This window comes from Variovorax sp. MPBD4-3, from assembly GCF_058809745.1.
In genome coordinates this window covers 16,291-36,472 of record NZ_JBXASW010000034.1, presented here as the reverse complement: position 1 = coordinate 36,472, position 20,182 = coordinate 16,291, and the positions used below count along the sequence as shown (strand labels likewise).

The 20,182-nt window shown below is 68.4% G+C and carries 18 protein-coding genes; 17 read left to right on the top strand and 1 reads right to left on the bottom strand.

Annotated elements, in window-relative coordinates:
- Positions 1–27: 27 nt before the first annotated feature.
- From dapF to AC1RVW_RS19230, 6 genes are all read left to right on the top strand, one after another.
- Entirely contained in the window at positions 28–903 is an 876-nt protein-coding gene (gene dapF / locus AC1RVW_RS19255) for a diaminopimelate epimerase (protein ID WP_081271353.1), read from the top strand.
- Positions 900–1,604: a DUF484 family protein gene (locus AC1RVW_RS19250; RefSeq protein ID WP_493201815.1), complete on the top strand. Its 705-nt coding sequence runs from the start codon at positions 900–902 to the stop codon at positions 1,602–1,604. Before dapF ends, AC1RVW_RS19250 begins: the two co-directional genes overlap by 4 nt.
- Entirely contained in the window at positions 1,601–2,236 is a 636-nt protein-coding gene (locus tag AC1RVW_RS19245) for a YdcF family protein (protein WP_493201813.1), read from the top strand. Before AC1RVW_RS19250 ends, AC1RVW_RS19245 begins: the two co-directional genes overlap by 4 nt.
- A complete protein-coding gene (locus tag AC1RVW_RS19240; protein WP_493201811.1) occupies positions 2,220–3,227 on the top strand; it encodes a tyrosine recombinase XerC in 1,008 nt (335 codons plus the stop codon). The genes AC1RVW_RS19245 and AC1RVW_RS19240 overlap by 17 nt, the downstream gene beginning before the upstream one ends.
- 13 nt (positions 3,228–3,240) lie before the next feature.
- Complete coding sequence (locus AC1RVW_RS19235; protein ID WP_493201809.1) at positions 3,241–4,455, top strand: class I SAM-dependent rRNA methyltransferase; 1,215 nt, start codon at positions 3,241–3,243, stop codon at positions 4,453–4,455.
- 96 nt (positions 4,456–4,551) lie between these two features.
- Positions 4,552–5,607: a CobW family GTP-binding protein gene (locus tag AC1RVW_RS19230; RefSeq protein WP_081271346.1), complete on the top strand. Its 1,056-nt coding sequence runs from the start codon at positions 4,552–4,554 to the stop codon at positions 5,605–5,607.
- Between the two features lie 47 nt (positions 5,608–5,654).
- On the opposite strand, the gene AC1RVW_RS19225 is transcribed toward AC1RVW_RS19230, so the two are convergent.
- Positions 5,655–7,148 carry a YdgA family protein gene (locus AC1RVW_RS19225; protein ID WP_493201807.1) on the bottom strand — a complete coding sequence of 498 codons (1,494 nt, stop codon included), beginning with the start codon at positions 7,146–7,148 and terminating at the stop codon, positions 5,655–5,657.
- Positions 7,149–7,702: 554 nt separating this feature from the next.
- Here AC1RVW_RS19225 and dksA point away from each other — a divergent pair.
- The 11 genes from dksA to mraY all read left to right on the top strand — a co-directional run bounded on the left by dksA (position 7,703) and on the right by mraY (position 20,177).
- A complete protein-coding gene (dksA, locus tag AC1RVW_RS19220; RefSeq protein ID WP_493201856.1) occupies positions 7,703–8,500 on the top strand; it encodes an RNA polymerase-binding protein DksA in 798 nt (265 codons plus the stop codon).
- A 46-nt stretch (positions 8,501–8,546) separates the two neighbouring features.
- The gene (locus AC1RVW_RS19215) at positions 8,547–10,211 is read left to right on the top strand and encodes an STAS domain-containing protein (protein WP_106935710.1); all 1,665 of its coding nucleotides are present in this window, start codon (positions 8,547–8,549) and stop codon (positions 10,209–10,211) included.
- Between the two features lie 58 nt (positions 10,212–10,269).
- Positions 10,270–10,815, top strand: coding sequence for an ATP-dependent protease subunit HslV (gene hslV, locus AC1RVW_RS19210; RefSeq protein ID WP_093126143.1), 546 nt, complete (start codon positions 10,270–10,272; stop codon positions 10,813–10,815).
- Between the two features lie 2 nt (positions 10,816–10,817).
- A complete protein-coding gene (hslU, locus tag AC1RVW_RS19205; RefSeq protein ID WP_081270171.1) occupies positions 10,818–12,146 on the top strand; it encodes an ATP-dependent protease ATPase subunit HslU in 1,329 nt (442 codons plus the stop codon).
- A 273-nt stretch (positions 12,147–12,419) separates the two neighbouring features.
- Positions 12,420–12,848 carry a division/cell wall cluster transcriptional repressor MraZ gene (mraZ, locus tag AC1RVW_RS19200; RefSeq protein ID WP_081270207.1) on the top strand — a complete coding sequence of 143 codons (429 nt, stop codon included), beginning with the start codon at positions 12,420–12,422 and terminating at the stop codon, positions 12,846–12,848.
- Positions 12,849–12,856: 8 nt separating this feature from the next.
- Positions 12,857–13,780, top strand: a complete 924-nt coding sequence (gene rsmH / locus AC1RVW_RS19195; protein ID WP_081270172.1) for a 16S rRNA (cytosine(1402)-N(4))-methyltransferase RsmH — start codon at positions 12,857–12,859, stop codon at positions 13,778–13,780.
- A gap of 94 nt (positions 13,781–13,874) precedes the next feature.
- Positions 13,875–14,234, top strand: coding sequence for a cell division protein FtsL (gene ftsL, locus AC1RVW_RS19190; protein ID WP_106935707.1), 360 nt, complete (start codon positions 13,875–13,877; stop codon positions 14,232–14,234).
- The gene (locus AC1RVW_RS19185; protein WP_081270174.1) at positions 14,231–15,985 is read left to right on the top strand and encodes a peptidoglycan D,D-transpeptidase FtsI family protein; all 1,755 of its coding nucleotides are present in this window, start codon (positions 14,231–14,233) and stop codon (positions 15,983–15,985) included. The genes ftsL and AC1RVW_RS19185 overlap by 4 nt, the downstream gene beginning before the upstream one ends.
- 2 nt (positions 15,986–15,987) lie before the next feature.
- Positions 15,988–17,544 carry a UDP-N-acetylmuramoyl-L-alanyl-D-glutamate--2,6-diaminopimelate ligase gene (locus tag AC1RVW_RS19180; protein WP_493201804.1) on the top strand — a complete coding sequence of 519 codons (1,557 nt, stop codon included), beginning with the start codon at positions 15,988–15,990 and terminating at the stop codon, positions 17,542–17,544.
- The gene (locus AC1RVW_RS19175; RefSeq protein ID WP_493201802.1) at positions 17,541–18,983 is read left to right on the top strand and encodes a UDP-N-acetylmuramoyl-tripeptide--D-alanyl-D-alanine ligase; all 1,443 of its coding nucleotides are present in this window, start codon (positions 17,541–17,543) and stop codon (positions 18,981–18,983) included. Before AC1RVW_RS19180 ends, AC1RVW_RS19175 begins: the two co-directional genes overlap by 4 nt.
- Before the next feature lie 15 nt (positions 18,984–18,998).
- The gene (mraY, locus tag AC1RVW_RS19170) at positions 18,999–20,177 is read left to right on the top strand and encodes a phospho-N-acetylmuramoyl-pentapeptide-transferase (protein WP_081270177.1); all 1,179 of its coding nucleotides are present in this window, start codon (positions 18,999–19,001) and stop codon (positions 20,175–20,177) included.
- Positions 20,178–20,182: the final 5 nt, after the last annotated feature.

The following is a 20,182-nucleotide window of genomic DNA, read 5'->3' as shown; positions in this document are numbered from 1 at the left end:
GACAGTGCCGGTGGCGATAATCCCCGGATGCGAATCCGCTTTACCAAGATGCAGGGAGCCGGCAACGATTTCGTCGTGCTGGACGAAACGCGCGGCACGCTGGGCCTCAGCGCCGCGCAATACCGCTTTCTGGCCGACCGCCACTTCGGCGTCGGCGCCGACCAGATCCTCACGGTGCGGCCTTCGCCGGCCGAGGGGGTCGACTTCCAATATGTCATTCACAACGCCGACGGCGGCGAAGTGGAGCAGTGCGGCAACGGCGCGCGCTGCTTCATGCGCTTCGTCAGCGAACACAAGCTGACCGAAAAAGACACCGTGCGCGTGCAGACGCTGGCCGGCGTCATCGAGCCGCGCATGGGCGCCGACGGCCGCGTGACGGTCGACATGGGCGCCCCGGTCTTCGACACCGCGCGCGTGCCGTTCGACACGGCCGGGCTCGACCCGCAACCCGACGGCGGCTGGCAAACCTGGCACCTCGCGCTCGGCACGCACGCCGACAGCGCCATCGTCGCGCTGGCGGTGCTGTCGATGGGCAACCCGCACGCGGTGCAGGTGGTCGACAACGTCGACACCGCGCCCGTGGCCGAGCAGGGCCCGAAGATCGAGCACCACCCGCGCTTTCCGCAGCGGGTGAACGCGGGCTTCATGCAGGTGGTCGACCGCGCGCACATCAAACTGCGGGTGTTCGAGCGCGGCGCCGGCGAAACGCTGGCCTGCGGCACCGGCGCCTGCGCGGCGGTGGTGGCGGGCATTCGCCTGGGGCTGCTGGACCGCCGGGTCGACGTGCAGACGCACGGCGGCATTCTCACCATCGAATGGCAGGGCGAAGGCCAGCCGGTGCTCATGACGGGGCCGGCCACCACGGTGTTCGAGGGCGACATCGAGGTGCCGGAGCTGCCATGACGACCAACTTCACGAACATCAACGACGCCAACGCCATGAACCCGATCACCGAAGACGACATCGCCAACTACCTGGCGAACACGCCGGACTTCTTCGAGCGCCATGCCCAGCTGCTGGCGCAGGTGCAGCTCACCAGCCCGCACGGCAACCGCGCCGTGAGCCTGCAGGAGCGCCAGGCCGAGATGCTGCGCGAAAAGATCAAGGCGCTGGAGCATCGCCTGATGGACATGGTGCGCCACGGCACCGAGAACGTCGTCATCGCCGACCGCCTGCAGCGCTGGACCAGCGGCCTGCTGACCACGCGCGACCCGCGCAGCCTGCCGTACCGCATCGCGGTCGACCTGCAGTCGCTGTTCCTGGTGCCGCAGACGGCCATCAAGGTGTGGGACTGCAGCAGCGAATACCTCAACGAGGCCTATGCCCAGTGGGTGAGCGACGACGTGAAGGCGCTGGCCACCTCGCTGACCTCGCCGTACTGCGGGCTCAATTCGGGCTTCGAGGCGGCGAACTGGCTGCCGGAGCCGCAGTCGGCCATGTCGATCGCGCTGATTCCGCTGCGCGCAGACGCCGAGTCGCCGGCCTTCGGGATGCTGGTGCTGGCGTCGCCCGACGCGCAGCGCTTCAACTCCGAAATGGGCACCGACTTCCTCGAGCGCATCGCCGAGCTGGCGTCGGGCGGGCTGTCGCGGCTGCGTCCTTGAGCCGCCCGCGCTGGTTGCGGCGGCCCTGGCAGGTCCTGCTGTTCGGCGGGCTGCTGGCCGGGACGCTGGTGTACGCGGCCATCGGCGCGTTCATCTGGCGGCAGGCCGAAGCGCTGCTGGCCAACCCGCCGCAGCGCGCGGCCGACGCCGCCCTGGTGCTCGGCAGCCGCGCCTACCTGGACGGCAAGCCGCACCCCTGCCTCTCGGGGCGGGTCGACACCGCGGTGGCGATGGCCAGGACCGGCCTCGTGAAGCAGCTCGCCTTCTCGGGCGGCGTGGATTCCGAAGACGGCCGCACGGAGGCCATCGCGATGCAGGAGCGCGCCGTGGCCGCGGGCTACGCCGGGCCGGTGCTGCTGGAGCCCGCTTCCACCTCCACGCGCCTGAATCTTTCGCTGTCGCGCCCGCTGCTGGAGGCGGCCGGCGTGCGCAGCGTGGTCATCGTGTCGGAACCGTTCCACATGTGGCGCGTCGAGCGCCTGGTGAAGATGAGCGGTTTCGACCGCATCTTCGACGTGCAGTACGCGGCGGCGCCCACGTCATGCTGGAACGCGCTGGGGCCGTTTTCGAAGGGCGCGTTGCGCGAGCCGGCGGCCATCGTGAACAATGTCTTCCGTGGCTTCCTCTTCTGAGCCCTCCGGGCCCGCGACGCCGGCCGTTTCCGCAGATTCCGGCTGGGTCGAAAAATACCTCGAGCATGTGCGCGTCGAGCGCCGGCTCGCGGCTCGCACGGTCGAGCTGTACGCCTTCCACCTGAAGTCGCTGACCGACCACGCTGCCGAGGCGAAGCTTCCGCTGGACCGCGTGCAGACCGCCCACATCCGCCGCTGGATGGCGCAGCTGCACGGCGCGGGGCGCGAGCCGCGCGGCATTGCGCTGGTGCTGTCTTGCTGGCGCAGCTTCTACCGCTGGCTCGGCCATGAAGGGCTGGTCGGCTTCAACCCGGTGCAGGACGTGCATGCGCCCAAGGCCGGCAAGCCCTTGCCCAAGGCCCTGGGCGTGGACGACGCGGTGCGCCTGGCCGAGCTGTACGACCCCGAGGCCGACCCCTGGACCGAGGCGCGCGACAGCGCCATCGTCGAAATGCTCTACGGCTGCGGCCTGCGCGTGAGCGAGCTCACGGGGCTCGACGCGCAGGCGAGCAGCACGGCGCGCGGCTGGGTCGACCTGGACGCGGGCGACGCCAACGTGCTCGGCAAGGGCAGCAAGCGCCGCATCGTGCCGATGGGCAGCAAGGCGGCGGAGGCGGTGCGCGACTGGCTCACGGTGCGCGGCGACTGCGCCGCGCTGGCCACCTCGCACCTGCGCGACCCGCAGGCCGCCGCCGCGCTCTTCATCAGCGCCAAGGGCGTGCGGATGTCGTCGCAGGCGGTGTGGAAGCTGCTGCGCGAACGCAGCCTCAAGGCCGGCCTCGCGGCGCCGGTGCATCCGCACATGCTGCGGCATTCCTTCGCCAGCCACGTGCTGCAGTCGAGCAGCGACCTGCGCGCGGTGCAGGAGCTGCTCGGCCACGCCAACATCTCGACCACGCAGGTCTACACGCGGCTGGATTTCCAGCATCTGGCCAAGGCCTACGACGCCGCGCATCCGCGCGCCAAGGCCAGGCCGGAGAACGACAAGTAAGCAACAACAACCAATGAAAACCCTTCGCCTCAAACCCGGCAAAGAGCGCTCGATGCAGCGCCGCCACCCCTGGGTCTTCGAATCCGCCATCGCGCGCGGCGGTGCCGATTCCGGCGAGACGGTGCGCGTCGAGTCGCACGACGGCGCCTTCCTGGCGTGGGCCGCGTTCAGCCCGGTCTCGAAGATCCGCGCGCGGGCCTGGAGCTTCGTCGAGACGCAGCGCATCGACGCCGCCTTCCTCGCGTCGGTGTGCGCCCGCGCCGTGGCCGCGCGCGGCCTGTTCGACCTGCAGAGCGACGGCGTGCGGCTGGTGCACGGCGAGGCCGACGGCCTGCCGGGGCTGATCGTCGACCGCTACGGCGACACGCTGGTGGCGCAGTTTCTGTCGGCCGGCGTGGAGCGCTGGAAAGACGTGCTGGCCGACGCGCTGCTCAAGGCCACGGGCCTCGCCAAGCTCTACGAGCGCTCCGACGCCAGCGGCCGCGAGCGCGAAGGCCTGAAGCCGGTCACCGGCTGGCTGCGCGGCGACGGGCCGACCGAGATCGTCATTCGCGAGCACGGCTGGCAGCTGTCGCTCGACATCGCGACCGGCCACAAGACCGGCTTCTACCTCGACCAGCGCGACAGCCGCCAGCGTTTTGCCGAGCTGGCGCAGCACCGGCGCTTCCGGCGCGTGCTGAACTGCTTCTGCTACACGGGCGGCTTCACCGTCGCGGCGCTCTCGGGCCTGAAGGCCGCGAATGCGCTGCAGGGCGCGCAGCTGGTGTCGGTCGATTCGTCGCTGCCGGCGCTGGAGCGCGCGCGCGGCCACCTGGCGCTGAACGGCTTCGAGGGGCAGGGCATCGAGACCGAATTCCTCGACGCCAACGTGAACACGGTGCTGCGCGAGTTCATCGACCAGGGGCGCACCTTCGACGCCATCGTGCTCGACCCGCCCAAGTTCGCGCCCACTGCGGCGCATGCCGAACGCGCGGCGCGGGCCTACAAGGACATCAACCGGCTCGCGCTCAAGCTGCTGGAGCCGGGCGGCGTGCTGCTCACGTTCTCCTGCTCGGGCGGCATCAGCGCCGACCTGTTCCACAAGATCGTGGCCTCGGCCGGGATCGACGCGGGCGTGGACGGCTACATCGCCGAGCGGCTGGGCGCGGCGCCCGACCATCCGATGACCATCGAGTTCCCGGAAGGGGAGTACCTGAAGGGCCTGGTGGTGGTCCGCAAGCCGGCTTGACCCTGCCGGCAACGCAACTCAGTGGCATTGGCTAAACTGCCGGCCAAGTCTTTTTTCGCCCCTTTTCCTGTTTTCCGCTTCCGGAGCACTCCCCACATGGCCCTCATTCCCGCGACCATCCTCACCGGCTTTCTCGGCTCTGGCAAAACCACGCTGCTCAAGCGCATCCTGACCGAGGCCCACGGCCAGAAGATCGCGGTCATCGAGAACGAGTTCGGCGAAGAGAACATCGACAGCGACATCCTGGTGACCGAGTCGAAGGAGCAGATCGTGCAGATGAGCAACGGCTGCGTCTGCTGCACCATCCGCGAAGACCTGCGCGAGGCGCTGCAGCTGCTGGCCGCCAAGAAGCGCCAGGGCCTGCTGGACTTCGACCGCGTGGTGATCGAGACCACCGGCCTGGCCGATCCCGGCCCGGTGGCGCAGACCTTCTTCATGGACGACGAGATCGCCGAGAGCTACCTGCTCGACTCGATCCTGACGCTGGTCGACGCCAAGCATGCGCCGCAGCAGCTCAACGACCGCCAGGAAGCGCGCCGCCAGGTGGGCTTTGCCGACCAGATCTTCATCAGCAAGAGCGAGCTGGTGTCGGCCGAGGAGACCGAGGCGCTCATCCACCGCCTCAAGCACATGAACCCGCGCGCGCCGCAGCAGAAGGCGCACTTCGGCGACGTGCCGCTGAAGGACATCTTCGACCTGCGCGGCTTCAACCTGAACGCCAAGCTCGACATCGACCCCGACTTCCTCAAGGAAGACGACCACGACCATCACGACCATGACCACGCGCATGGCGAGCACTGCGACCATCCCTCGCACAAGCACGAAGGCGGGCACGGCCACCATCACCACACGGACGACGACGTGAAGAGCTTCGTCTACAAGGCCGACCGTGCGTTCGACCCGGCCAAGCTGGAAGACTTCCTGGGCGCCATCGTCAACATCTACGGCCCTCGCATGCTGCGCTACAAGGGCGTGCTGAACATGAAGGGCACCGAGCGCAAGGTGATCTTCCAGGGCGTGCATCAGCTCATGGGCAGCGACCTGGGCCCCGAGTGGGGCAAGGACGAGGCGCGCCAGAGCCGCATGGTGTTCATCGGCATCGAGCTGCCGCGCGAGATTCTGGAGCAGGGCCTGGAGCAGTGCCTGGTCTGAAGCCCTGACTTGCTCCTTCCCCCGCTGGGGGAAGGAGACATACCCTGCTACTTGCCCAGCCCGCCCAGCGGCTTGCCGTTGACCTTCAGGTTGCCGTCGCTGAACTCGACCTGGGCGGTCACGTCGTCGCCGTCGCGCTTCACGAAGCCGCTCTGCTCGCCCTGGGTGACCAGCAGCGCCACGGTTTCGGGCGGGGGCGTCTGGCCGCTCTCGGCGCCGGTTGCGGCCAGTTTCTCGATCCACTGCATCGGCAGGCGCGCATTGGCCTTGAGCACGCCGCGCTTGAGCAGGAGCGCGGTGCCGGGCAGCTGCAGGTCCTCGTCGGTCACGCCGGCCATGCTGGCGGTGTAGCCGAGTTCGCCGCGCTTGCCGTCGATTTCGACCAGCACCTTGTCGATGCCGGCTTCGGGGCCGTACTTGGCCATGGCCTTGAGGTCCGGCGAGAGCTGTTCCACCAGCGCGCTCATGGCGGCCTGTGAAGCCTTGCTGCCGCCCTTGCCGCAGCCGTTGGCGGCGCTCGACTGCATCCAGGCGTCGGCCAGCTTCTTGTAGCCGGCGGCATGGATGCGGCGCGCGCTGCTGGTCAGCTCGAACCTGTCGATCCTGGTGGCGCCGATCTTGCCGGCGCCCTTGAGGGTGCCTTCGGACGCGTAGAGCCCGTCCTTGATGCTCGCGCCGCCCACCAGGTCGATGCCCTGCAGCAGCACGGTCGGCAGCGGCTTGCGCGGCGTGGTGTCGTCGCCGTCGCCGGCGCCCAGGCCCTTGGGCGCGGCGAATTCGAGCGTGTCGAGGCGGCCCTCGGTCTTGCCGGTGGCCAGGAACCAGCCGGCGCTGCTGTCCATGTCGGCCTTGGCCGTGAGCTTGCCCATCTTCATGGTCAGGCCGCTGCGGGTGTCGTTGAAGTCGAAGCCGGGCATCGTCAGGTCGTAGCGCACCTGGGTGCGCGCGGCGTTCACGTCCATGCGCAGCTGCGCGCCCTGCCATGCCATCTGGCCCTTGCCGTCTTCGGCGAGCCTGGCGGGCGCCACGTTCAGGTCGCTGGTGAAGGCGCCGCTGAAGGCGACCTTGGTGCGGGCCGTGAGCGGCTTGGCCTCGCCGAACAGCTTCTTCGCGTCGGCCTGGGTCTTGGCGTCGAGCACCAGTTCGCTGTCGATGGTGGCCGCGGCAAGCGTGCCGCCGGCCAGCGGGCCGTGGTGGATGGTGTCGCGGATGGTGAAGCGCAGCGGCTTGGGCGGCGCGGCTTCGGCTTCTTCCTCCGGCTCTTCCTCGGGTTCCTCGCCGGCGGCGGGTTTCTGCGCGGCGGCGGCCGCTGCGGCGTCGGGCGCGCAGCCGATTTCGAGGGTCACGGTGCTCACGGCACCGAGGAAGCCGCGCTCGTAGCTGCGCTCGACCACCCGCACCAGCGCGGTCTGCTTCGGAAGTTCTTCGAATGCGGTGTCGTAACGCGACTTGACCTGCGAACCGGCCCACCAGGTGCTGCCACCGTAGGCGACCGCGATGGCTGCGGCCAGGACGCCCAATACTGCTGCTTTTTTGCTCAAGACTTGCTTTCTTTTGTCGAATGATCGGATGGCCCGCGCCGCCAAAAGGGCAATGGCCGGCCAGCGCCACCCCCTCCAGCGGCGCCGCGCGATGCTAATGGACGCGACCGGCAGCCGGACACATCGCCCGCGCTTTCGAGTTCTCTATACAATCGCGCGCCTGTTCCGGCAGCCACACCCCGTCCCAGCGGACGGGATGTGGCATCCGGCACGGGGCGCCGCACGTTTCTGGTGGGCTTTCGGGGGTATAACCCCGGGGTTCGCCGTTGGCGGGCACCCCGACAACGTGGAGCCGGCGCGGCCTGAAAGCCGCAATCGGTTCCCATGGGAGGAGACACCCAGTGAAAGCGCGTTCCAGTTCGACCAAGGAGCCAGTCACCGTGAAGAAACCCGCCGCCAAGGCCACGCCAGCAACCAAGCCCGCCGCAAAGAAGGTGGCGGCTGCGAAGCAGGCTGCACCTGCGGCAAAAAAGGTTTCCGCCGCAGTGCCGGACCCCACGGCGAAAGAGAAAAGCGCGCCGACCAAAAAGACCGCGGCAGCACCGGCCAAAGCCGTGACCGCTGCCAAGAAATCCGCCAAGCCTGCAACTGCCGCGACCAAGAGCGCAGGCGCGGGTACCTCGTCATCCAAACCCGTCGGCCGCCCTGCTGCCGTTCCTTCTGCTTCCCCGATCCCCATGAAAAAAACGGCTGCCGCCTCCACTTCCGCCCCGGCGACACCCTCGATTCCCGCCCAAACCGCCACGCCCGCTCCCGCTGCGCGTGGTGGCCGCGTGTCCCGGCTGTCGCAATTGACCGTTCCCTCGATGCCGCAATCGGTGGCATCGACCGCCGCCAAGTCCAGCTTCTCGCAGGCGCCCTCCACCGCGCTGGTGCCGCCGCCGCCCCTGGCCGTGAAGAAGGACCCGAAGCTGGTCAACAACTGGAAGACCAAGTCCGTCAACGAGCTGAGCGACGCCGAAGTCATCGCCATGCCCGACGACGAGTACATGAACGAAAAGCAGATGGCGTTCTTCCGCCTGAAGCTCGAAGAACTCAAGCGCGGCATCCTCGAGAACGCCGGCGAGACCACCGAGCACCTGCGTGAGGACACCGTGGTCGTGCCCGACCCGGCCGACCGCGCCACCATCGAGGAAGAACACGCCCTCGAACTGCGCACCCGCGACCGCGAGCGCAAGTTGCTCAAGAAGATCGAGCAGTCGATCCAGCGCATCGACGCCGGCGACTACGGCTACTGCGACGAAACCGGCGAACCCATCGGCGTCGGCCGCCTGCTCGCCCGCCCGACGGCTACGCTGTCGCTCGAAGCGCAGCAGCGCCGGGAACTCAAGCAGAAGATGTTCGGGGATTGATCGGGAACAAGGTCGCAAGAACCCCCCGTCCGCAAGCTTTCGTCGAATGGCAAAGGAAGAGTCGGGCCGCCTTTTTTCGAAGGTGGCCAAGTTTGTCCGCAATCCGCTGAAGGATTGGTCGGAACTGGACGAGCCCGCCCAGTCGGACTCTTCGTTGCCCGAGCAGGCCTACAACAGGGAAATGCTCAAGGAGATGATCGAACGGCGCCAGCGCAACGACTTCGTGCGCCGCCGCGAGTTCGACATGCTGCGCAAGCTGCGCCAGCGCGAGGCTGCAGCCCACGCCTTCGACCCGACCGTCACGCCGTCGTCGTTCAATCTCAACAGCTCTTCGGAAAAGCTCGAAGGCCGCGCGCTCACGCTCAAGAAGATCGACGAGATCGAGCAGCAGATGTCGCAGCAGTGGTGGAAGGGGCGCGGCCCGAACGGCGAGCCGCTGGTCAACCAGCCGCCCGATGCCGGCGCCGAGACCCTGCCGCCCGTCGGTTCCGACGCGCCCGATACGCAGACCGACCGGCCCGACAGCGGTGGCGCGCCCGTCGCGGCGGCGCCGGCCGGGGAGGCGCCGGCGATGGCCGCGGGCGCGGCGCCAGCGCCCCTGTCGCGGCTGGCGCACGACGGCGCGCTCGAAGAGGCCGTCATCCGCTTCGCGCATGGCGACGACACCGGCGCCGAAGCCATCCTGCTGCAGGCCCTGGCCTCCGAGAGCGCCCCCGCCACGGAAGCCGAGGGCAGCCCCGCCGCCGAGCGTGACGACAGCCGCTGGCGTGCCCTGTTCGACCTGTACCGCGCAACCGGCGATGCCGCCAAGTTCGCCGCCGCCCGCATGCGCTATGCGCATCGCATGCGGCGCATGGGGCCCGACTGGGTTTCGTTCGAAGAACTGGCCCGCAGCGTCAAGGCCGTGGCCGCCAGCGAAGAGGCAGGCGCCGTCTCCGAAGCCACCGCGCACGCCGACTGGGTGTCGCCCACGCACCTGGGGCGCGAAGGCCTGGTGGAGCTCACGCGCGCACTCTCGAAGGCCGGCTCGGTCTGGACGCTCGACTGGCGCGCCCTGAACACCATCGGCGCCGATGCCGCCGCGCCGCTGCGGGTGCTGTTCACCCACTGGGCCGATTCGCCGGTGCAACTGCGCTTCATGGGCTCCGCCCAGTTGCTGGCGGTGCTGTCCGAGGCCGCGCCCAACAACGACCGCAGCACCGAAGACGTCTGGTGGCAACTGCACCTCGCGGCGCTGCGCATGATGCACCTGCCCGACGACTTCGAGCTGGTGGCGCTCAACTACTGCATCACCTACGAGGTGTCGCCGCCCTCCTGGCAGGACCCGCGCGGCGAATGCGCCTCGCTGGCCGCGCCGCCGGCGAGCCGCCCCAGCTCGGTGTGGTCGCTGCTGTCGGTCGGTGGCGATTCCGAGAGCTTTCCGTCCACCGACAGCGGTTTCGCCGCGCTGGCGGGCGACCTGCGCGGCGAGTCCCTGTCGAGCTGGGAGCGGCTCGACAACGACCTGCGCCACACCTCGGCGCCCGTCATTTCCTGTGCCGCGCTGCTGCGCATGGACCTGGCCGCCGCCGGCGCGCTGCTGAGCTGGGTGCGCACGCGCGACGCCAACGGCGAGCGCGTGCAGTTCGTCGATGCGCACCGGCTCATCGCCGCGCTGTTCACGCTGGTAGGCATTACCGATCACGCCACGGTCGCGGTTAGGAAAAACTAAGGCGCCGGGCGGCCTTGCCGCGGGTTGCATTGCCTCTTGCCATCCCCAGATGGCTTCGATGGAACAGTTTCACGGCACCACCATCGTGAGCGTGCGCCGCAAGACCCCCCAAGGCGACCAGGTCGCCATCGGCGGGGACGGGCAGGTCACTCTCGGCAATATCGTCATCAAGGGCACGGCGCGAAAGGTGCGCCGGCTTTATCACGGCAAGGTGCTGGCGGGCTTTGCCGGCGCCACCGCCGACGCCTTCACGCTCTTCGAGCGCTTCGAGGCCAAGCTCGAAAAGCACCAGGGCCACCTGACCCGCGCGGCCGTCGAGCTCACCAAGGACTGGCGCACCGACCGCGTGCTGCGCAAGCTCGAGGCCATGCTGGCCGTGGCCGACGCCACCACCTCCCTCATCATCACCGGCAACGGCGACGTGCTGGAGCCCGAAGACGGCGTGATCGCCATCGGTTCCGGCGGCGCCTATGCCCAGTCGGCGGCCAAGGCGCTGATCGAGAACACCGAACTCTCTGCCGAGCAGATCGTGCGCAAATCGCTGGGGATCGCCGGAGAAATCTGCATTTACACGAACATGAACCACACCGTGGAAGCGCTCTGACCATGTCCATGACCCCCCAGGAAATCGTCTCCGAGCTAGACAACCACATCGTCGGCCAGCCGGCCGCCAAGCGCGCCGTGGCCATCGCCCTGCGCAACCGTTGGCGCCGCCAGCAGGTCGACGACAAGCTGCGCCACGAGATCACGCCCAAGAACATCCTCATGATCGGCCCCACGGGCGTGGGCAAGACCGAGATCGCGCGCCGCCTTGCACGGCTGGCCGATGCGCCCTTCATCAAGGTCGAGGCCACCAAGTTCACCGAGGTGGGCTACGTGGGCAAGGACGTCGATTCCATCATCCGCGACCTCGCCGAGATCGCCGTCAAGCAGACGCGCGAATCCGAGAGCGCCAAGGTGCGCGTGCGTGCCGAGGATGCCGCCGAAGAGCGCATCCTCGACGTGCTGCTGCCCCCGGCGCGCGGCGCCGACGGCACGACCCCGGCGCTCGACGCTCCCAATCCCACGCGCCAGGCCTTCCGCAAGAAGCTGCGCGAGCACCAGCTCGACGACAAGGAGATCGAGCTCGACCTCGCCGAGACGCGCACGCCGCTGGAAATCATGGGCCCGGCCGGCATGGAGGAAATGACCGAGCAGCTGCGCGGCATGTTCGGCCAGCTGGGGCAGGGCAAGCGCAAGACCCGCAAGCTCAAGATCGGCGAGGCGATGCGCCTGCTGATCGACGAAGAAGCCGCCAAGCTGGTCAACGAGGACGAGATCCGCACGCAGGCGATCGCCAATGCGGAGCAGAACGGGATCGTCTTCATCGACGAGATCGACAAGGTCGCCACGCGCAGCGAAGCGCAGGGCTCCGACGTGTCGCGCCAGGGCGTGCAGCGCGACCTGCTGCCGCTGGTGGAGGGCACGGCCGTCACCACCAAGTACGGCGTGGTGCGCACCGACCACATGCTGTTCATCGCGAGCGGCGCGTTCCACCTGAGCAAGCCGAGCGACCTGATCCCGGAGCTGCAGGGTCGCTTTCCCATTCGCGTCGAGCTGCAGTCGCTCTCGGTGTCGGACTTCGAGAGCATCCTCACGCAGACCCGCGCGTCGCTCGTGAAGCAGTACCAGGCGCTGCTCGCCACCGAAGGCGTGACGCTCGACTTCACCCCCGAGGGCGTGAACCGGCTGGCCACCATCGCCTTCGAGGTGAACGAGCGCACCGAGAACATCGGCGCACGCCGCCTGTCGACGGTGATGGAGCGCCTGCTGGATGAGGTAAGCTTCGACGCGACCCGCCTCGAAGGCCAGTCGATCCGCATCGATGCCGCCTATGTCGACCAGCGCCTCGCGGCACTAAGTCACGACGAAGATCTTTCGCGCTTCATCCTCTGAAGCCGCCCTTTGGTTCCCCCTGTAACGGGGGAATCCTTCACGCATCACTTTCACTGCGTGGGCTAAGTACTTAATTCTCAACGAAATTCACCGATTTCACGGATTTGGAATCGGTGCTAAGTCGTTGATTCCATTACAAAAAATACCCCCAACGGCCAGTTGCGTCCGAAGTGTTTCCTGCTACAGTGCAAAAAAGTGCAGTTAAGTGGGAAAAAGTGCGGGTAGTGCCCCCTTCGGGTGCCGCAGCACTCCCAACACAGGGGTTTCGTGGTCGTGTTTCAAGGCGCTTCATCGCTCAGTCTGGATGCCAAGGGGCGGCTCTCCGTGCCGACCCGGCATCGTGACGTCCTGAGCGCCACGGCAGGCGGCCAGCTCACGATCACCAAGCATCCGCACGGATGCCTGATGGTGTTCCCCCGTCCCGAATGGGAAAAATTCCGCGAGCGCATTGCCGCGCTGCCGATGTCGGCGCAGTGGTGGAAGCGTGTCTTCCTGGGCAACGCCATGGACGTCGAGATGGACGGCACCGGCCGCATCCTGGTGTCGCCCGAGCTGCGCGCGGCCACCGGCATCACGCGCGAGACGCTGCTGTTGGGCATGGGCAACCACTTCGAACTCTGGGACAAGGCCACGTACGAGGCCAAGGAGGCCGAGGCCACCCAGGGCGAGATGCCGGATGTGTTTCAGGACTTCGCGTTCTGAGGATTCACGTGACTACCCCATGGACCCATACGACCGTCTTGCTGAACGAAGCGGTGGAAGCCCTTCTTTCCGGCAGCACGGCGGCAACCGGCACCTACGTGGACGCCACCTTCGGGCGGGGAGGGCATGCGCGTGCAATCCTCTCCAGGCTGGCGCCGGAAGGCAGGCTGATCGCATTCGACAAGGATGCGGAAGCAGTGGCCGAAGCAGCGCGCATCTCCGATGCGCGTTTTTCTATCCGCCACCAGGGATTCCGCTCGCTGGGCGAACTGCCCGACGCGAGCGTCGACGGCTTGCTGATGGACCTGGGCGTGAGCTCGCCCCAGATCGACAACCCGGTGCGAGGTTTCAGTTTTCGTTTCGACGGCCCGCTCGACATGCGCATGGACACCACGCGCGGCGAGAGCGTGGCCGAATGGCTGGCAACGGCCGAACTCCAGCAGATTGCAGAGGTGATCCGTGACTATGGCGAAGAACGGTTTGCTGTTCAGATTGCAAAGGCGATTGTTGCTCGCCGACAAGAACGGGGCCCAATTTCAACCACCACCGAACTGGCCGAGCTCGTGGCTGGCACGGTCAAAACCCGCGAGCAGGGCCAGAACCCTGCAACGCGCACATTTCAGGCTTTTCGGATTTTCATCAACGCCGAGCTTGAAGAGCTGCAACAGGCGCTAGAAGCGAGCCTTTCCGTGCTGAAGCCCGGCGGCCGGCTGGCGGTGATCAGCTTCCACTCGCTGGAAGACCGCATCGTCAAGCAGTTCATCGCCAAGCACTCGAAGGAGGTCTACGACCGCCGCGCGCCCTTCGCCGCCCCCAAGGTGATGAAGCTGAACGCGCTCGAGCGCATCAAGCCGTCCCAGGCCGAGGTGAGCGGCAACCCGCGCTCGCGCAGCGCCATCCTGCGCGTGGCTGAACGCACGGAGGCCGCATGAGCGCCGCCCGGCCGCCCGAAGGCGCTCGCCCCCTCGCTCGCGAGGGGGAAGGCGCAGCCACGCAGTGGCGCAGCCTGGGGGAGCTTCTTTAATCATGGCCCGTATCAACCTGCTGCTGCTGCTGGCCGTCATTGCCACGGCGCTGTACCTCGTTCACACGCAGTACCAGTCGCGTCAGCTCTACACCGAGCTCGACCGCGTGCAGCAGGAAGCCCGCCGCCTGGAGCTGGACCGCGATCGCCTGCAGGTCGAGAAGCGCGCACAGGCCACGCCGCTGCGCGTCGAGAAGCTTGCCAAGGAGCAGTTGCAGATGCGCACCACCTCCCCGGCCATCACGCAGTACGTGCGGCCCGACGGCTCGGTGATCCCGGCCGTGGCGCCGCTGCCGCCGGCCACGCCCGCGGGCGCCAAGCCGGCCGCCAAGCCCGCCACCGCAGCGAGGGCCGCACGATGACCCGGGGCAACCGCAGCGTGCGCTACACCACCAGCCCCTTGCTCGCGAGCAAGACGCCGGTGTGGCGCAGCAAGTTCATCGTGGCCGGCATCGCCTTCGGCTTCGTCATGCTGGCCGCCCGCGCCGCATACGTGCAGGTGTTCAACAACAGCTTCTTCCAGCGGCAGGGCGAGGTGCGCTTCGCGCGCACGCTCGAGATGCCGGCCAACCGCGGCCGCATCCTCGACCGCAACGGCCTCATCCTTGCGTCCAGCGTGGTGGCGCCCAGCATCTGGGCCATTCCCGAAGACATCGAGCGCGACGACCCCGAGGTGCGCGCCAAGCTCAAGCAGGTGGCCAAGCTGCTCGAGATGCCGCAGAAGGATTTCGACAAGAAGCTCGAGGACGAGGACAAGACCTTCGTCTGGGTGAAGCGCCAGGTCGACGAACCCATCGCCAAGCAGATCGCCGCGATGAACATCAAGGGCCTCTACCAGCGCAAGGAATACAAGCGCCAGTACCCCGAGGGCGAGGCCGCGGCTCACGTGGTGGGCTTCACCAACGTGGAAGACAGCGGCCAGGAAGGCATCGAGCTCGCGTTCAACAAGGAACTGGCGGGCAAGGCCGGCTCGCGCCGCGTCATCAAGGACCGCCTGGGCCGCGTGGTCGAGGGCGTGGGCGAACTGGTGCCGCCGCTCGACGGCCAGGACATCCAGCTCAGCGTCGACAGCAAGGTGCAGTTCTTCGCCTACCAGAAGCTGCGCGACGCCGTGATCGCGCGCAAGGCCAAGGCCGGCAGCGTGGTGGTGCTCGACTCCACCACCGGCGAGGTGCTGGCGCTGGCCAACTACCCGAGCTACGTGCCCGACAAGCGCCAGAACCTCACCGGCGAGCAGCTGCGCAACCGCGCGCTCACCGACACCTTCGAGCCCGGCTCGACCATGAAGCCCATCACGGTCGGCATGGCCCTGGAAGCCGGCCGCGTGAAGCCGTCGACGGTGATCGACACCGCGCCCGGGCGCTACCAGATCGGCGGCTTCACCATCAGCGACACCCACAACTACGGCGCGCTGACGGTCGAGGGCGTGATCCAGAAGTCGAGCAACGTGGGCGCGCTCAAGATCGCCCAGAAGATGACCCCGCACGAGATGTGGGACACCTACACCGCGCTCGGCTACGGCCAGAAGCCGCAGATCCAGTTCCCCGGCGCGGTGACGGGCCGCCTGCGCCCGTGGAAGACCTGGAAGCCGGTCGAGCAGGCCACCATGGCCTACGGCTACGGCCTGTCGGCTTCGCTGTTCCAGATGGCGCATTCGTACACCTCGTTCGCGCACGACGGCTCGCTCATTCCGGTCACCATCCTCAAGAACTCCGAGCCGCCGGCCGGCGTGCGGGTGTTCTCGCCGTCGAACGCGCTGGCCGTTCGCAAGATGCTGCAGATGGCCGCCGGCCCCGGCGGCACCGGCACGCGCGCGCAGACGGTGGGCTACTCGGTCGGCGGCAAGTCGGGCACCGCCCACAAGCAGGTCGGCAAGGGCTACGCCAGCAACAAATACCGTGCATGGTTCACCGGCATGGCGCCGATCGAGAAGCCGCGCATCATCGTCGCCGTGATGATCGACGAGCCCAGCGACGGCCAGTATTTCGGCGGCCTGGCAGCGGCTCCCGTGTTCAGCGAAGTCGTGCAGCAGACCCTGCGCATGATGAACGTACCGCCCGACCTGGCGGTCAAACCGCTTGTGATGACGCAGGGCGTCGACGAGAGTTTCTGAACATGCTGACCTTCACTTCCCCCCCACTGGTGGCCGCCTGGCTGAAGGAGCGTGCACCGCAGGGCGCGATGCATGCCGACAGCCGTGCCGTGGGCGCGGGCGACATCTTCGTCGCCTGGCCCGGCGCCGCCACCGACGGCCGCAAGCACGTGGCATCCGCGCTGGCGCAGGGCGCCGCGGTCTGCCTGGTCGAGCACGAGGGCGTCGAGCCCTTCGGTTTCGATGGCGATGAACGCATCGTGAGCTACCCCGGCCTCAAGGCCGCCACCGGCCCGATCGCCTCGGCCTTCTACGACAACCCCTCGGCCCTGCTCGACGTGCTGGCCGTGACCGGCACCAACGGCAAGACCTCCACCGCCTGGTGGCTGGCCGAATCGCTCTCCACGCTGCGCGCGGCGGGCGGCGTGCGCGCGATGAAGCCCGACGGCACCATGCAGCGCGACGCGCCATCGCCCTGCGCGGTGATGGGCACGCTCGGTATCGGCGTGCCGCCCGATCTGACCTACACCGGCCTGACCACGCCCGACCCGGTGATGATGCAGCGCGAGCTGCGCGCGCTGGTCGAGCGCGGCTTCGGCGCCTGCGCCATCGAGGCCTCGTCCATCGGCATCGCCGAGCGCCGGCTCGACGGCGCTCGGATCGCGGTGGCCGTGTTCACCAACTTCACGCAGGACCACCTCGACTACCACGGCAGCATGGACGCCTACTGGCAGGCCAAGGCCGAGCTGTTCCGCTGGCCGGGCCTGCGCGCGGCGGTGATCAACATCGACGACACGCACGGCGCCAGCCTGTGCGCGAACCTGATCGACGCCGGCATCGGCGCGCTCGACGTCTGGACCGTCTCGACCGGCGGCAAGCCGGCGCGCCTGGTGGCGCGCGACATCGGCTACGACGCGCAGGGCCTGCAGTTCTCGGTGGCCGAGCACGGCACCGACGCCGTCGAGCGCCTGTCGACCGGCCTGATCGGCCAGTACAACGTGGCCAACCTGCTCGGCGTGCTCGGCACCCTGCGCGCGCTGGGCCTCACGCTGGCGCAGGCCGTGGCCGCCTGCGCCAACCTCACCAGCGTGCCGGGCCGCATGGACCGCGCCGGCACCGGCGAAGGCGCGCCGCTGGCCGTGGTCGACTACGCGCACACGCCCGACGCGCTGGACAAGGCCCTGACCGGCCTGCGCCCGCTGGCAAAGCAACGCGGCGGTGCACTGTGGTGCCTGTTCGGCTGCGGCGGCGACCGCGACCCGATCAAGCGCCCGATGATGGCCGCCGTCGCCGAGCGCCAGGCCGACCGCGTGATCGTCACCAGCGACAACCCGCGCAGCGAAAAGCCCGACGCCATCATCAGCCAGGTGCTGCTCGGTTTCTCGCGCCCTGAAGGCGCGCAGGTGCAGCCGGACCGCGCCATCGCCATCGCCGACGCGATCGCGCAGGCCGCCCCGCAGGACGTGGTGCTGATCGCCGGCAAGGGCCACGAGGCGTGGCAGGAAATCGCCGGGCAGCGCATCGAGTTCTCCGACAAGGCGCATGCGCTGCAGGCGCTGGCAAAGCGAGGTGGCGCATGACCGACACCACGCCGCTCGGCATCACGCTGGCACAGGTGCAGCAATGGATTCCCGGCGCGCGCCTGGTGGGCGACGCCTCGACCGTCATCGCCCGCGTGCACACCGACACCCGCACGCTCGCGGCGGGCGACCTGTTCGTCGCGCTCAAGGGCGAGCGCTTCGACGCCAACGAATTCCTCGCCGAGGCGAAGAAGCAGGGCGCCGTCGCCGCCATCGCCCACCACGGCCTCGAGGCCGCGGGGCTGGCCGGCCTGGAGGTGCCCGACACGCTGGCGGCGCTGGGCGCGCTTGGCGCGGGCTGGCGTGCACAGTTCGACCTGCCGCTGATCGCCGTGACCGGCAGCAACGGCAAGACCACGGTCACGCAGATGATCGCGGCCATCCTGTTCGCCTTCCGGGCCGAGCGCGCGCTGGCCACGGCCGGCAACTTCAACAACGAGATCGGCGTGCCGCTCACGCTGCTGCGCCTGCGCGCGCAGCACCAGCGCGCGGTGCTCGAACTGGGCATGAACCATCCGGGCGAGATCGCGCGGCTGGCCGCCATTTCGCGCCCGACCATCGCGCTGGTCAACAACGCGCAGCGCGAACACCAGGAATTCATGGCCACCGTCGAGGCGGTGGCCATCGAGAACGCCTCGGTGTTCGCGGTGCTGCCCGACGACGGCACGGCCGTCTTTCCGCACGGCGACGCCTTCACCTCGCTGTGGACCGACATGGCGCACGCCGGCGGCTCGCGCCGCTGCATGACCTTCGGCGAATCCGAAGACGCCGACATCTCGCTCGACAGCGCCGAATGGAAGCAGGGCGCCTGGGCCGTGCGCATCCGCACGCCCATCGGCGGCTTCGACGCGCGCCTGCACATCGCGGGCCGCCACAACGTCGTCAACGCGCTCGCAGCCACGGCCTGCGCGCTCGCGGCCGGCGTGTCCACCGACATCATCGCCGCGGGCCTGAGCGCCTTCGAGCCGGTCAAGGGCCGTTCGCGCGCCAGCGAGATCGTGGTGGACGGCGGCCGCGCGGTCACGCTGGTCGACGACAGCTACAACGCCAATCCCGATTCCGTGATTGCCGCCATCGACGTGCTCGCCGCCCTGCCGGGCCCGCGCCTGCTGGTGCTCGGCGACATGGCCGAGGTGGGCGAGCGCTCGACCGAGTTCCACGCCGAGGTCGGCGACTGGGCGCGCCACCGCGGCATCGAGGCCGTCTACACCCTCGGCAGCGCCACGGCCCACACCGTCGCCGCGTTCCGGGGCGATGCCGACGGCCGCCATTTCAACGAGTTCGACGCGCTCGGCGCCGCCGTGCTCGCCCGGCTGCCGCATGTCGGCAGCGTGCTCGTCAAGGGCTCGCGCTCCATGAAGATGGAACGCGTGGTCCAGGCCATCGCGGCCCAGGCACGACAACCACAACAACAAAAGGAGGCCGGTCATGACGCATGAGCCGCGCGAAACCACATGCTGATGACCCTGGCCCAATGGCTGCAGACGCTCTCGCCCGAATTCGGGTTCCTGCGCGTTTTCCAGTACCTGACTTTCCGCGCGCTGATGGCCGCGCTGACCGCGCTGGTGGTCGGCCTGGTGGCGGGGCCGTACGTCATTCGCCGCCTGGCCGCGCTCAAGATCGGCCAGCCGGTGCGCGGCTACGGCATGGAAACGCACCTGACCAAGAGCGGCACGCCGACCATGGGCGGCGTGCTCGTGCTGTTCTCCATCGCGCTGTCGACGCTGCTGTGGTTCGACGTGTCGAACCGCTTCGTGTGGATCGTGCTGTGGGTCACGATGGGCTTCGGCGCCATCGGCTGGGTCGACGACTGGCGCAAGGTGGTGCGCAAGGACCCGGAAGGCATGCGCTCGCGCGAGAAGTATTTCTGGCAGTCGGTGGTCGGCCTGCTTGCCGGCTTCTACCTGCTGTTCAGCATTTCGGAAAGCTCCAACTGGCGCGTGCTGCAGCTGTTCTTCGCGTGGGTGCAGTCGGGCTTCGACCTCAGCTTCCCGCCCAAGATCAACCTGTTGGTGCCTTTCTTCAAGGAAGTGAGCTATCCGCTGGGCGGCATCGGCTTCGTGGTGTTGACCTACCTGGTGATCGTGGGCGCGAGCAACGCGGTGAACCTGACCGACGGCCTCGACGGCCTGGCCATCATGCCGGTGGTGATGGTCGGCTCGGCGCTGGGCGTGTTCGCCTATGTGACGGGCAGCGCGGTGTATTCCAAGTACCTGCTGTTCCCCAACATCCCGGGCTCCGGCGAACTGCTGGTGTTCTGCTCCGCCATGGCGGGCGCGGGGCTCGCGTTCCTGTGGTTCAACACGCACCCGGCGCAGGTCTTCATGGGCGACGTGGGCGCGCTGGCGCTCGGCGGCGCGCTGGGCACCATCGCGGTCATCGTGCGCCAGGAGATCGTGTTCTTCATCATGGGCGGCATCTTCGTGGTCGAGGCGATCTCGGTGATGGCGCAGGTGATGTACTTCAAGTACACCAAGAAGCGCTACGGCGAAGGCCGGCGCGTGCTGAAGATGGCGCCGCTGCACCACCACTTCGAGAAGAGCGGCTGGCGCGAGACGCAGGTCGTGGTGCGCTTCTGGATCATCACGATGCTGCTGTGCCTCGTGGGCCTTTCGACGCTGAAGCTGCGGTAACGGAC